Source organism: Bifidobacterium porcinum, from assembly GCF_055378475.1.
The window spans coordinates 142,923-156,511 of sequence record NZ_AP029603.1; the positions used below are offsets into that span (position 1 = coordinate 142,923).

A 13,589-nucleotide genomic window follows, 5' to 3' on the forward strand; every position below is an offset into this window, starting at 1 on the left:
TCGGGTGATTTGTGGTGTGTCTCCGGGTTGTCGGGCATTGTGGGCGTGTCCCCGGGCTTTTCTTCCACAAACTGTCTACGCTGGGGAGACTGTTTGCGTAGCTAGTTTGTGAAGGGGTGGGAGGTTTGTGACGGCGCGCTGAGAGGGTTGTGCGCCTCATCCGCGGTGACGGGCGGGTCATCGAATACGCTTTGGCGCCGCATAACCTCGACATCAAGCCAAGCGCTGCACCCGGCAAACAGCAGTCCCCAGAAGAATCCGACAAAGAACAATCCTCCGGGCACCCATACGGCGACAGCCACAGGTATCGCCATCAGCGCGACGATGATGAGGGCCGGCAGAGGGTTCCTTGGACTTGATGCAGCCGGTTCCGGCACCGTGTGGTCTTCAGTGTTTTTCAGTATCGTCTTCAGCGCTGCATCGTCCTCTTGGCACTCCATTTTCGTCCCGAATGTCATCTTCAGCTATGGCGATTTCGCTTGAATTCCAACCATCCTTGCGTCCGCGTGATAACCTAAATCCATGACACTAGACAATGCGGGACATTCTGTCCGTTTCCCTGGCGCGGATGCCCCTGTTCCCGGCGCGACTGCGCCTGCGATGATGCAGCCCGTCACGCCGACGCCGACTACGCCAATCGCTCAGCCCGCGCTACCTGTGCAGTCAGCGCAACCTGTGCAATCAACGCAACCCGGTATCACGACATCGTCTGTGCAAGCCGTACCGCCTGTTCAGCCCGCGCGGCCTATGCAACCTGTGCCTCCCAACCCCGCCGCCGCAGTATCCATCCGCGGCCTGCTGAAGCGCTTCGGTGACAAAGTCGCCGTCAACGGTCTGTCGCTTGATATTCCCGTCGGCTCCTTCTACGGTCTGGTCGGTCCCAATGGCGCCGGCAAAACCACCACGCTCAACATGGTCACCGGCCTGCTTCGCCCGGATGGCGGTATCGCCACGATTCTCGGGCGGGATGTGTGGAGCGACGTGAACGCAGTCAAGCGCACCATCGGCGTCATGCCGCAGCCTGATGAGATTTTTAACCGTCTCACCGGCATGCAGCTGTTGGTCTACTGCGGTATGTTGCGCGGCATGCCTCGTGTTCAAGCGCTTCAGCGAGCTGGAGACCTGCTTGCCGCCTTCGACCTGTCCAATGCCGCCAACGTCATGGTCGCCGACTATTCAGCGGGAATGACTAAGAAGATCTGCCTCGCATGCGCCATGATTCACAGCCCCCGCATTCTGGTGCTCGACGAACCGTTTGAATCGGTTGATCCGGTCTCCAGTGCCAATCTCAAGGACATCCTCATCGAATACGTGTCCACAGGCGGCACGGTGATCATCTCCTCGCATGTGATGGCGCTTGTCGAGAAAATGTGCACGCATGTCGCGGTCATCAATCGAGGCGTGGTATGCGCGGCCGGAACCATCAGCCAAGTGGCCGCCGGCGAGGATCTCGAAGAGCGGTTCCTGCAATTGGTCGGCGGCAGGCATGGCGCCGCGCATATCGCGTGGTTGGATGGAGGCGCGCAATGACCGCTCCCGTTCCGGCCCCGGCTTCCGTTCCGTCTCCCGCTCCCGCGCCGGTTCCTGCCCCCGGCGCACCAGCTGTTCCCACCTTCGGCGCGCCCGCTCCCGGAGCCGCTCCTCTTCAAGCGCCCGCTCCCGCCTCTGCCTCCGCCCCCGCCTCCGGCGCTCCCAAGGCGGCCGTCACGCTCATCCGTCTGCGCTGGGTCCTCACCTTCGCCTCGCTCAAGCATTCCCCGCAACGCATCATCGCCGCCATCGTGTCGCTGATTGTTGCCATCTGCCTGATTGTGGGCGCCGCCGTCACCGCGTTGAGATTCGGCGACGATGTCATGCCCGCCGCCACCCACGCCGGCGACCTGCTCAACACAATCGTGGTGCTGGGCGGGGCCGTCGCCATGCTGGGCGTCCTGCTGCTCCAACTCATGTACGTCGGTCAGGCAAGCGCCATGGATCCGCAGAAATTCAAACTGTTCGGCATCGATGACGGCAGGCTGACGCGTGGATTGTTCGCTGCCGTTATGTGCGGATTGCCGGCGATCTGCGGTATGCTCACCCTGCTTGCGTTCGCGCCGATATACCGGGGGACGAGCGCGTTGATGGTGGTTGTGGCCGTGCTGTTGGCTCCAGTGACGGTCGCCGTGCTTCTGGCCATGTCGAAGGCGATGATTTCGCTGTTTTCCGTGCTCGCGGATTCGCGGCGCACCCGCAGCTGGCTGTACATCCTGAGTATGCCGTTGTGCTTCTTCGCGTTCCAGCTGCCGAATATCCTGATGAGCTCCGGCGTCAAGGAAGTCACCTACGCAAAATATGCGGTGGTCGCCGCCTGGACGCCATTCGGAGCGGCGTTCCAGCTGCCCTTCGACGCGGGGCAGGGGCGTTGGGGTCTGATTGCGGCGCGTCTGGCAATTATCGCCGTCACCTGTTGGATATGCTATCGGGCGTGCCTGTGGTGTTTGCACAGGGAACGCACGGTCGGCGGCCGGTCTACGACGGCGCAAGTGCAGCGCGGCATCGGCATGTTCGCTCGTGTTCCCGACAGTGTGCCCGGCGCGATTTCCGCGCGTTTGGCGACGTATCTGCGTCGGGATCCCAGACAGCTGGTCATGTACGCGGCGCCTGTGCTGGTGCTGGTGGCGATGCTGTTGCAACCGGAGGATACGCGGTATGCGGTTTGGTTCGCCGTCGCTACGGGCGGGCTGGTGCTTGCCGCGCTTGAGGGCAACGGTGTCGCATATGACGGGCTCGGGTTCACGCTTGAAGTGCTCAGCGGCGTGCGGGGGATTGACGACCGGCGTGGTCGCGTTCGCGTGCACGTGGCGATTATCCTCGTGTACTTGACGTTGCTTTCAATCGTGTGCGTGGCGGCGACCGGCGCGTGGACGCCGAAGACCGGACTGGACATGTCAGTGATGTTCTGGGCGTTGAGTGTGGGGCTCGGATTGTGCGCGGTCGGTGTGGCCGAGGTGATTTCACCGGTGTTCATGTATCCGATAGCCCCTGCGGATCGGCCGTTTTCCACGCCTCAGGGCCGTGCGGCCAGTCAGGCGCTGATTCCGCTGATTCATATGTTCGGGTCGATGATTGTGCTGTTGCCGACGGGGTTGGTTGCGATGGCGCTTGCGATGGCGGGTGTCAGCGATGCCGGTTTGCCGTGGTGTGTCGCGCTCGCCGCGCTGCTCAACGGTGTCGGCGTTCTCGCGCTGGGGACGTGGCTGGGTGGCATTGTGCTGGATGAGCGCCAACTGACGGTGCTTGACCACCTGCGTGATTTCGCGTCCCTCCAGTAAACCGCGGCCTGTCCTGTTACCGTCTTCCCACATGCAAACTGGTTACGCTGGGGCGGTTGTCAGCGTAACCAGTTTGGGAAGGGGAACGGCAGTCTGGGGGACAGGCCGCTAAGGCTCACGATTGCTGCGTACTCACGCTTGCGTCGCACTCGCGCCGGCGGCATCGCCCTTGCGGGAGACGGTCAGCTGGTAGGCGATCAGCAGCACCGCGAGCCAAATCGGCCCAATCACCACGGCCACACGGTAGCTGGGGGAGAAGCACATGAGCACAACCACGAGCGCCATAAACGCGAGCACCAGCCACGGCGTGACCTTGGCGAGCGGCAGCTTGAAGTGAATCGCGTCAAGCGCGTCCTGCCCACTGCGTCCGGCGAGCTCGTTCGGCCCGTCACCCGCTGCGACGGCCTTGCGGAAGTGCATTTCGGTAAGCATGATCATTGACCAGTTGATCACTGCGGCGATCGTCGCGATGCTCATCAGGTAGTTGAACGCGAATTGCGGCCACAGGAACACCACCACCACAGCGATCACCGTGATCGCTGCCGAGGTCAGCACTGCCGCAGCCGGCACACCGCGCTTGTTCAGTCGGCCGAGATACGCGGGCGCGTTGCCTTGCTTCGCAAGCGAATACAGCATGCGCGAGTTCGAATACAGGCCAGAATTGTAGACGCTCATCACCGCGGTCAGGCACACGAAGTTGAGGATGCCGGCGGCCGCGTGCACGCCCACGGAATCGAAAATCTGCACGAACGGGCTTGACTTGCCGTCGATCGTATTCCACGGCACCACCGCCATGATCACGCCGAGCGCGGCGACATAGAAGACCAGGATGCGCCAGATAACGCCGTTCGTCGCCTTTGGAATGGTGGTGCGCGGATCCTCCGCCTCGCCCGCGGTCACGCCGATGAGCTCAGTGCCGCCGAAGCTGAACATGACCACGCACAGCGCCATTAGCAGGCCGGTCCACTGACCGTCAGACCCGCGGGACAGCAGACCGTGGGGCATGAATCCGCCGCCGATGGTGAACCAGTTCGCGAAGGACGCCCGCACGCCGGACACGCCCGGAATCCCCATGATGATCACCGCAATGCCGCCGACAATCATCGCCAGAACCGCAGCGATCTTGATAATCGCGAACCAGAACTCAAACTCACCGAACTTCGAGACGCCCATCAGGTTCATCGCGGTGATCAGCACCAGGAAGAACGCCGCGGACGCCCATTGCGGAATCGCCGGGAACCAGTAGTTCACGAACGAGCCGACCACCGCAAGCTCGACCATCGACACGAGAATGTAGTTGAACCAGTAATTCCAGCCGGATATGAAACCAGCGCGCTTCGACCAGTAGCGGGTTGCGTAATAGCTGAACGCGCCGGCTCTCGGCTCTTCGACGCTCATCTCCGACATCGCGCGCACAATCAGGAAAATCGCGAGACCGCCGATCACGTACGCAAGCAGAATACTCGGCCCCGCAAGGCTGATCGATTCGCTCGACCCGTAAAACAGGCCAGTGCCGATGGCTCCACCCAGCGCAATGAGCTGGATATGGCGGTTTTTCAATGATTTGTGCAGACTTGGCTGGTTGTCGGTTGCTGCGGCGGTTGCAGTCGCGGCAGTCGCGGCGGTTGCGTCAGTTGTCTGCTGCTGTGCCGACGCCTCGCCATGCGTTTTCGCCTGCACTGGCTCAGTGTTCTTGATGCTCATGCTTTCCTCTCTGATTGCTCAGGTCGCGCGCCGGCAATCATCGGTGCGGCGCTGCGACGGTGACATTGTAGCGCGCAGACACGAGACATCCCGCCGTCATCTCACGCGACGGTTGCGTTCGCGCCCGATCTGGCGCACAAAATCGCAGAAGCCATAGTCCTGCCGCCATATCTCACGCGGCGTCATCTCGTGTGACGGTTGCGTTCGCGCGGCGAAGCCTCTCCATGTGGTTCCGCCGAACTCTGCGCCATGGCGTGCAGCACCGGCGGCAACGACTGCGTGTAAATCACGTGCGCAATCGCTTCAGGTGTGGCGGAAAACCCGTCATCCACCCACGACTGCACAAGCCCGAGCCCGCCGGTGATGCAGAACAGTAGTCGCATATTGGCAAGAGTGGGGTCTGTCCCTTCGGACTGCGCGCGGGACTGCCAATTGCTGTAATCGAGAATGATGGAGATGAGCCTGCGTTGGAATTGCGGATCGGTTTTCAGGCTCAGCAGAATCTGGACGCGATCCTTGTTGTCCGCTGCGTATTGGCAAATACTGGTGATGACCGGCTCAAGATCGGCCCGCAGCGTGGTCTTGAACGCCGTGGCGATTGCGTGGTCCAGCCATGTGAGCGTCTCGTTTTCAATATCCGTGACCAGATCCTGGATGTTGTCGTAATAGCTGTAAAACGTTGAGCGGTTAATCCCGGCCCGCTGGCAAACCTCTTTCACGCTGATTGACTGCAACGGCTGGGTTTGCAACAGTTTGATGACGGTATCCTGCAGAACGTGACGAGTGAATCTTGTCCGAGCATTGTCTGTGCGTTCGCGTGGCATTGTGCCCCCCCCCATGAGCGTTGCATCGGTCACACGTATTACTTACCTAGCTACCACTATCTGATTGAATACGCAAACGATGTCACAGTACGTGGCGCATCTCGTCTTAGGGCACAAACGGCGATTTTCCGCCATCGCGACGATAATGGCGGTATGACCGTCGATCTTGTCTCGCTTACCATCATCATGCTCGTGGCGGTGCTGTGCCCAGTCATCGTGCAGCTCGTCCCCGGCAAACCCGTGCCGCAGACCGTGCTGTTGCTGCTCGCCGGGGCGTTGCTGGGGCCGCATATGTTCGGGGTGATTCAGGTCAGTGAATCGGTGCAGTTGCTCAGCGAGCTCGGTCTCGCGTTCCTGTTCCTGCTGGCCGGGTACGAGATCGACCCCAAGCAGTTGGGCGGGCATCAGGGCCGCGTGGGGTTGGCGACGTGGGCGGCGACATTCGTGCTTGCGTTCGCGGTGATTACCTTCGTGCCGTATTTCAAACGGCATGACATGACCGGAATGGCCGCGGTGATCACGCTCACCACGACCGCGCTCGGCACGCTAATGCCGATTCTCAAGGAACGTGGACTCGAAGGCACGCCGGTCGGCAACGCGGTGGTCGCCTACGGCACGTGGGGTGAGCTGTGCCCGGTGCTGATGATGGCGGTGTTGCTGTCCACGCGCTCGCAATGGCAGACTTTCCTCACCCTCGCCGTATTCGCCGTGATTTGCGCGATCGCGGCGCTTGTGCCAGCGAAGGCGCGCAAGGCGGGCAACCGGTTCTACAGGCTCGTGACCAAGCATTCGAACATTTCCGAGCAGGTACTCATGCGCCTGACTGTGCTGCTGCTCATCACGCTGGTGACGGTGTCCGCGATTTTCGACCTTGACGTGGTGTTGGGCGCGTTTGCCGCGGGATTCATTCTGCGATACGTGATTCCGGAAGGCTCGCAGACCTTGGAAACACGGCTTGACGGCATTTCGTACGGCTTCTTCATCCCGATTTTCTTCGTCGTTTCTGGCGCGGCGATTGATTTGAAGGCCGTCGGCGGCAATCCGGGATTGCTGATTGTATTCATCGTCGTGCTGATGCTGATTCGCGCGGTGCCTGTGTATATCGCCATGTCCTTGGACCGCAAGGCGAACCCGATGTCCTCGCATCACCGTGTGACCGTCGCCGTGTATTGTGCGACCGCGCTGCCGTTGATTGTTGCGGTGACGACCGTTGCGGTTAAGGCGGGTACGATGCAGCAGATGACCGCGTCCACACTGGTCGCCGCCGGTGCGGTGACGGTGTTCTTGATGCCGTTGCTCGCCGGGTTGACCTACCGCGTGGCGGATGTGCACCCGGTGACCGCGATCGGCGAGATTGCGCACGACCCGCACGATTACCGGCAGATTCTGCACGAACATATCGAGATGGCGCATCTGCTACGGCATGCGGAACGGATGGACGTGTTCGTCGCGCGCATGGATACGTTGCCGCCGGCTGCGAGTGCCGCGGATGCGAAACTGCGGGCGGAGTTGGTGCAACGCGCCGAGCGGGAGCGCGACCGGTGCTTGCGCGAGCTGGGCATCGACCCAGTGACCGCGCGGGAGTATCGGGAGGACACGGTGAAGCGCTGGCGGCAGGCGGCGAGCAAGCGGGCTGGTGGTGCTGCGAGTGCGGGTGGTACTGGTGGCAGTGCGGCTGGTGACGCTGGCGCTGGTGACGCTGGCGCTGGTGACGCTGGTGCTTCCGGGGGTGCCGCCTGATCTGGCACTTTGTGAGTGGAACCTCACACAACGCCCCTCGGCAGTGCCCGGAACCTTGGCCTGGGCCGTCTGGCTCGTCACTTTGTGAGTCAATCCTCACAAAGTCCAGTTGCCGCGTTTTCCACCCGTCCGTCGGACGATTTCCGCGTCTACCGCCCCCCGCGTCCGCAACCCCGACCGCGCCTACCGCCCGTTCGGCGCGCGGCCGGTGGTTTCGCGCAGCACCAAGGTCGCCGGAACGAGCTCATGGGTCCGCTCCGGCGCCTCGCCTCTCAGCAGCGCTAGGACCTTGCGCGCGGCCGCGTTGCCGAGTGCGACCGGATTCTGGTGCAACGTCGTCAGGTCAAGGGTGCGCGAGACTGGCGCGTCGTCGAAGCCCATGATGGAAAAGTCGCGCGGAGCCGCCAGATGCTGCCGTCGCAGCTCCTTGTACACCGCGGCCGTGAACTCGTCGGTCTCGCCCATGATGCCGGTCGGGTGCTGCTCACACGACAGCAGTCTCGCCACAATCCCGGCGGCGGTCGCGTCCAACATGGCAGGGGTCGTGTCGTGGTGATCGGCCCCGATCATCACGATGTCGTCATCGCCGTACCCGGCTTGGGCGGCGGCAGTCCGGAACGCGGCCACGCGCGTCGAGGTGCCATAGACCATGTCGTGGGGGATGTAGTCGTGCACGAAGGCGATGCGCCGATGGCCGAGCGACCGCAGCAGCTGCACGCCTGAGGTGATGGCGGCGGCGTTGTCGATGCCGATGGAGGCGTCGAATCCGGCGGTTGACGGCGAATTCAGCCCGACGACGGGCATGCCGAGTGCGGAAAGCTGGTCGTGCAGCGCGGTGTCGAATTCGAAGGATGTGATGATGATTGCGTCGGCGTTGCGGTCACGCGGCAGGTCGCGGAAGAAGCGGTCGAGCTGCTCGCGGTTGGTCACGAAAGCCGGGATGGTGTCGTAGCCTTCCGGAGCGAGGACATCGTAGACACCTTGCAGCACGGATGCGTTGAACCAGGTGTTCAACGGCCCGGAGACGAGCAGCAGCACGCGCATGGTCCGGCCGGAGGCGAGGGTTGACGCGCTTTTTGACAGGGTGAAGTTCAAGGCTTCCGCCGCCTGCTCGACTTTTGCCCGTGTCGCGGGGCTTACGTTCGCGCTGCCCCTGAGCGCGCGGGATACGGTGGCTTGCGATACGCCTGCCGCCGCCGCTACGTCGCTGATTGTCGCCCTTGCCATGGTGCTCCTTGCTTGTTGACCGCTTCCATCGTATCGAAACCGTTGGAACATATGGCAACACGCGGCGGAAATCAAGATATTTGTGCGGTCGTAATGAAAGCGCTATCATTATGTTGCAATACAACGACTTGTCAAGGGCGACGACGGCTCTCCAACTTCCCGGCAACACCCGCGACAAGACGCAAGAATCACGAGAAGTGTACGTTTCCGGCCAGTGAGGCCGGCGAAGGATGTAACCGCTGTCATCGTGGTGGTGCAACTGAGTTACACGCCCATCACCATGACCTAGCGTAGAAAGGAAAGCGCATGGCAGAACGCAAGTCCCCACAGTCCGCGCAAGAATCCACGGCATCGGATCGCGCCGCAGCGGCCTGGTGGCATCAGGCGGTGGTCTATCAGGTCTATCCGCGTTCGTTCAAGGACACCACCGGTTCCGGCCTTGGCGACATCGCCGGTGTTACCAGCCGCATCGGCTACCTCAAGCAGCTGGGCGTCGACGCGATTTGGCTCAGCCCCTTCTACCCGAGCCAGCTCGCCGACGGCGGGTATGATGTCGACGATTACCGCAACGTTGATCCGAAACTCGGCACCATGGACGATTTCGACAAACTCGCCAAAACCGCGCACGAGGCCGATATCAAGATCGTCGTCGATATCGTCCCCAACCATTCCTCCAACCTGCACCCCTGGTTCAAGGCCGCGCTTGCCGCTGGGCCAGGCTCGCCGGAACGCGACCGTTACATCTTCCGCGACGGCCGCGGCGAACATGGCGAACTGCCGCCCACTGACTGGGTGTCCCATTTCGGCGGCCCCGCGTGGACGCGCGTGCCCGACGGACAGTGGTATCTGCACCTGTTCACCGTGGAGCAGCCCGACTGGAACTGGAAGAACCCGGATGTGCGAGCTGACTTCATCAAAACCCTGCGTTTTTGGCTTGACCACGGCGCCGACGGCTTCCGTGTCGATGTTGCGCACGGCCTGTGCAAGGACCTCGACCGCGACAATCTCGACCAGTGGAGTGTCACCCCGCCAAGCCTGCCCGCCGACGGCAGTCATCCGCTGTACGACCGCGACGACGTGCATCAGATTTACCGCGAGTGGCGCAAGGTGTTCAACGAGTATGACCCGCCGGCATTCGCCGTGGCCGAGGCGTGGGTCAATCCTGCGCGGCAGTATCTGTACGCGTCCGACGACGAGCTCGGCCAGGTGTTCAACTTCGAGTTCGCGAAGAAGAACTGGGTGCGTGACGACATGCATCAGGCGATCGAGGAAGGTCTCGAGGCGGCGCGTCGTTCTGGCTCTACCGCCACGTGGGTGATGAGTAATCACGATGTTCCGCGTCACGCCAGCCGTTACGCACTGCCGCAAGTGCCGAGCACACGGCACCATCAGTTGGCGCATGATTGGCTGCTGCGTGACGGCACCAGCTATCACGAGGATCGCGAAGTCGGCACGCGCCGCGCCCGGGCCGCGATTTTGATGGAGCTTGCGTTGCCCGGTTCGGCGTACCTGTACCAGGGCGAAGAGCTCGGCCTGTTCGAGGTCGCTGATATTCCGTGGGACAAGCTCGAGGATCCGACCGCGCGCAATAGCGAGCGTGCGGCCAAGGACAAGGGACGCGACGGGTGCCGCGTCCCCCTGCCGTGGGTCGCTGCCGACGGGGTCGAGGGGTCGTTCGGCTTCTCGCCTCGCGTGAAATCCGTGGGCGCTGGCGTTTCCGCCGATCAGGCCGGGCAGCCGTCGGAGCCGGCGCACCTGCCACAGCCTGCATGGTTCGCTGATTTCGCCGCCGACCGTGAGAGCACGCAGCCGGAGTCGATGTTAAACCTGTACCGCAGGGCGTTGGCGTTGCGCCATGAGCTGATGCCGGCCGACACAACGTTGACTTGGCTGGATGAAGACCGCCCGTCTGATGTGCCGGATGGCGCTGACGGTCAGCACGGCGGCGTGATTGCTTACCGCCGGTCCAACGGCTGGGCGAGTGTGACCAATTTCGGTGCGGAACCTGTCGCATTGCCGGTGGGCGAGGTGCTGCTCACCTCCGGCGAGCTGTGCTCCGACGGACGGCTGCCGCAAGACACCACCGCTTGGCTGCGGTTGAACCAGGACTGATAGCGCTTTCATCGCTGGCTGGGGGTGATGCCCATATCAGGGCATTCCTCCGGCCGGCAGCCCCCGTTGCGCCCCTGCCGCCGTATTGCCGGCGCTTCGGCCGCAATTGATATCCATCGTCAACATTTGTCACTCTTCCTGTCCGCAACGGCAACGATGCCGGGCGAATCTGCCGTTATTACGTTATCCGCCCACCACAAGTGCGGCCATCAACCGCAGTTCATCAAGCAACAAAGGAGTCATCATGAACACCACATTGACGAAGCTCACAGCAGCCGTGGCGGTATTCGCCATGAGTGTCGGCCTTGCCGCATGCGGAGGGTCGTCGGCCGATAAAGGTCACGTGCGCTACATGAACAACAAACCGGAAATCGTCAACCAGCTGAAGACACTTGCAGCCAGCTATACCAAGCAAACCGGCGTACAAGTGGATATTCAGACCGCGGCGTCCGGCACGTACGACACCACGATGACATCGGAGATGTCGAAATCTGACGCTCCTACCATGTTCAATATCTCCGGATATGACCAGTTCGCGAAGTATCAACGTTACGCGGAACCGCTGCAGAAATCCAAGGCGTACAGTCTGCTCAGTAAGGACGGACGCGCTTATGCGTACAAGGACGGGTCCAACGTGTACACGCTTCCATATGCGGCGGAGTGGTATGGGATCATCTACAACAAGAAGATCATCAAGGACTACTGCGCCAAGGATTACGCGGTTATCAAGTCCGCTGAGGACATCACCAGTTATGCCGTGTTCAAGAAAGTGGTCGAAAGCATCCAGCAGCACAAAAGCGATCTCGGGCTCGACGGCGCAATTGCCACGCCGGGTCTCGATTCCTCGGACACCTACCGCTTCACCGCGCATATGGCGCGACTGCCGCTGTTCTACGAGTATCGCAATCGCGACACCACATTCTCCGCGACGCTGAAAGGCACGTATCTGAACAATTACAGGAACCTGTTCGACCTTGAACTGAAGAACAGCCCGACGCAACCCAGCCTGGTCAGTTCCAAGACCTATGACGACTGCACGTCGGAGTTCGCGCTCGGCAAAGTCGCGTTCTATCCCAATGGCGTGTGGGCGTACTCGCAGATCAAGGGCAACAAGGTCGCCGACGACGACTTGGGCATGCTTCCCTACTACATGGGCATCAAGGGCGAAGGCGATTACGGCCCCGCAGGTGTTTATGACGCGAGCTGGGCGGTCAACAAGAACGCGAGCGAACAGGACAAGAAGGCCACGCTTGACTTTATCGCGTGGCTGGTGACCGACAAGACAGCCAAGAAGACTTTCGCGAAGGATATGGGATTCTCGGTGCCGTTCACCACCTTCGGTGACAGCGATCAGCCGGACAATCCGCTCACTGCGGCGGCACGCGCCTACAGTGAGCAGGGAAAGAAGGAGGTTCGCAGCTTCACGATCCCTGATCAGCAGTGGCAGGATGACATTTCCAACGCGCTGGTTGAGTATGCGCAGGGGACGGGCGATTGGAATAAGGTGTCCAACGCCTTTGTCAACGGATGGTCAACCGAATGGGCGAACAATAAAGCCGAATTGGGAATGCTGCCGAAGGCCACGGCATTCTCCGAGTGACTTGTCAGGCAGGTGCGTCGGCCGGCTCCGCATTCTTTCCGAAGCGAAGGTATGCGGCTGACCAAGCCTGCTGGGTGTCGAACTTCTTCCCTCCCGTTCCCGCACCGTCGTTGAGACGGTTGCGGGGCGGGATTCCGCTTATTGTAGGGCGGTATCTGGTTGTGGTGTGATTGCTTGGTCGCATCGCGCAGGTGTACATGGGTGCATGAAGATGAACAATCGCCGGTGATACATGTCGGCAATCACGACAGGCCGTATCAGACCGCCTGTCAGCATCCATGTATGCGGGTCATCAGTGAGCTGTGCAAGGCCGAATACGGTTTTCCATGGCGTGGAATGTGGTATGTCAACTGACGACAACGGCATGGTTGTCCTTTCTGTTGAAATCGTGCAACAGTGAGTCGAGCATGTCGAGGCCGGCGTTGCTTTCCCTTGGGTCGGGGGATTGCGCCAGGTCTGCGGCGCAGACGCTCAGAGGCATTTCTTGGCCATGAGGGGGAAGGAAATTGGCGGTGGGCATATCAATGTAGTAGGGGAGGTGTTTTCGTGAATGAACGTGCGTTTCATCAGGAATGCACTGGTTTCTGTCGAAACGTAGCCTTCCAGGATGGATGGGGGTTCCAGCTGGAATCTTGGGGCGGTCTGGTCGGCGCATCCCGATGGAATGATGTACCGTCGGATTGCCTGGATATCTGAATGGTGTGCCCAGAAGCATGTTTGGGTTGCGCGTTTTCGCACGGCTTCAGACAAGTGGAGCGCATCCTTTCCACCATCATGTCTACCGCCTCATTACGGTCTTATGACGACTGTCGCAGCTACCCCCTGGCTGATGTCCGGCGGAACTGCGCAACGAGCGCGACCGCCGGCGATGAGCCCGAACGCCATATGTTCCCCAGCTTTTATGTGATTCCCTGTTTTTCAGAATATCATCGAACAGCTTCATACGTAAGGTCGGGGATTTTGGCGTTCCTATCGATGCTTTCTTCGAACAGTAATAAGGTTCATCAGTTAAGGCTCATCAGTAAAGTCAAACGTTTTACTTACTGATGGCCATCTACATTCTCCGTGATT

General features: G+C 61.1%; 8 protein-coding genes. 5 read left to right on the plus strand and 3 right to left on the minus strand.

The window, feature by feature from the left end:
- Nucleotides 1-747 precede the first annotated feature (747 nt).
- On the plus strand, nucleotides 748-1,530 hold the full coding sequence (locus ACZ41G_RS00540) for an ABC transporter ATP-binding protein (protein ID WP_273304301.1): 783 nt from the start codon (nucleotides 748-750) through the stop codon (nucleotides 1,528-1,530).
- On the plus strand, nucleotides 1,527-3,311 hold the full coding sequence (locus tag ACZ41G_RS00545) for an ABC transporter permease (protein ID WP_464145347.1): 1,785 nt from the start codon (nucleotides 1,527-1,529) through the stop codon (nucleotides 3,309-3,311). Before ACZ41G_RS00540 ends, ACZ41G_RS00545 begins: the two co-directional genes overlap by 4 nt.
- A gap of 132 nt (nucleotides 3,312-3,443) precedes the next feature.
- Here ACZ41G_RS00545 and ACZ41G_RS00550 read toward each other — a convergent pair whose 3' ends face one another.
- Together ACZ41G_RS00550 and ACZ41G_RS00555 are read right to left on the minus strand one after the other, a co-directional pair.
- On the minus strand, nucleotides 3,444-5,015 hold the full coding sequence (locus ACZ41G_RS00550; protein WP_321046776.1) for an amino acid permease: 1,572 nt from the start codon (nucleotides 5,013-5,015) through the stop codon (nucleotides 3,444-3,446).
- A 182-nt stretch (nucleotides 5,016-5,197) separates the two neighbouring features.
- A complete protein-coding gene (locus ACZ41G_RS00555; protein WP_464145349.1) occupies nucleotides 5,198-5,839 on the minus strand; it encodes a TetR/AcrR family transcriptional regulator in 642 nt (213 codons plus the stop codon).
- Between the two features lie 153 nt (nucleotides 5,840-5,992).
- Here ACZ41G_RS00555 and ACZ41G_RS00560 point away from each other — a divergent pair, with 153 nt between their 5' ends.
- Nucleotides 5,993-7,579, plus strand: a complete 1,587-nt coding sequence (locus ACZ41G_RS00560; protein ID WP_412170859.1) for a cation:proton antiporter — start codon at nucleotides 5,993-5,995, stop codon at nucleotides 7,577-7,579.
- Between the two features lie 183 nt (nucleotides 7,580-7,762).
- Here ACZ41G_RS00560 and ACZ41G_RS00565 read toward each other — a convergent pair whose 3' ends face one another.
- A complete protein-coding gene (locus tag ACZ41G_RS00565; protein WP_464145351.1) occupies nucleotides 7,763-8,806 on the minus strand; it encodes a LacI family DNA-binding transcriptional regulator in 1,044 nt (347 codons plus the stop codon).
- A gap of 306 nt (nucleotides 8,807-9,112) precedes the next feature.
- On the opposite strand from ACZ41G_RS00565, the gene ACZ41G_RS00570 reads away from it, so the two are divergent.
- Complete coding sequence (locus ACZ41G_RS00570; protein ID WP_464145353.1) at nucleotides 9,113-10,918, plus strand: glycoside hydrolase family 13 protein; 1,806 nt, start codon at nucleotides 9,113-9,115, stop codon at nucleotides 10,916-10,918.
- Between the two features lie 244 nt (nucleotides 10,919-11,162).
- Nucleotides 11,163-12,518 (plus strand): ABC transporter substrate-binding protein, encoded by a 1,356-nt coding sequence (locus ACZ41G_RS00575; protein WP_464145355.1) that lies wholly within the window; start codon nucleotides 11,163-11,165, stop codon nucleotides 12,516-12,518.
- The last annotated feature ends 1,071 nt before the right edge of the window (nucleotides 12,519-13,589 follow it).

What these genes read in the sequence shown, in the direction of transcription:
- ACZ41G_RS00545 (WP_464145347.1), top strand. Translation starts at nt 1,527, where the DNA reads ATGACCGCTCCCGTTCCGGCCCCGGCTTCCGTTCCGTCTCCCGCTCCC.
- ACZ41G_RS00550 (WP_321046776.1), bottom strand. Translation starts at nt 5,015, where the DNA reads ATGAGCATCAAGAACACTGAGCCAGTGCAGGCGAAAACGCATGGCGAG.
- ACZ41G_RS00575 (WP_464145355.1), top strand. Translation starts at nt 11,163, where the DNA reads ATGAACACCACATTGACGAAGCTCACAGCAGCCGTGGCGGTATTCGCC.
- ACZ41G_RS00565 (WP_464145351.1), bottom strand. Translation starts at nt 8,806, where the DNA reads ATGGCAAGGGCGACAATCAGCGACGTAGCGGCGGCGGCAGGCGTATCG.
- ACZ41G_RS00570 (WP_464145353.1), top strand. Translation starts at nt 9,113, where the DNA reads ATGGCAGAACGCAAGTCCCCACAGTCCGCGCAAGAATCCACGGCATCG.
- ACZ41G_RS00555 (WP_464145349.1), bottom strand. Translation starts at nt 5,839, where the DNA reads ATGCCACGCGAACGCACAGACAATGCTCGGACAAGATTCACTCGTCAC.
- ACZ41G_RS00560 (WP_412170859.1), top strand. Translation starts at nt 5,993, where the DNA reads ATGACCGTCGATCTTGTCTCGCTTACCATCATCATGCTCGTGGCGGTG.
- ACZ41G_RS00540 (WP_273304301.1), top strand. Translation starts at nt 748, where the DNA reads ATGCAACCTGTGCCTCCCAACCCCGCCGCCGCAGTATCCATCCGCGGC.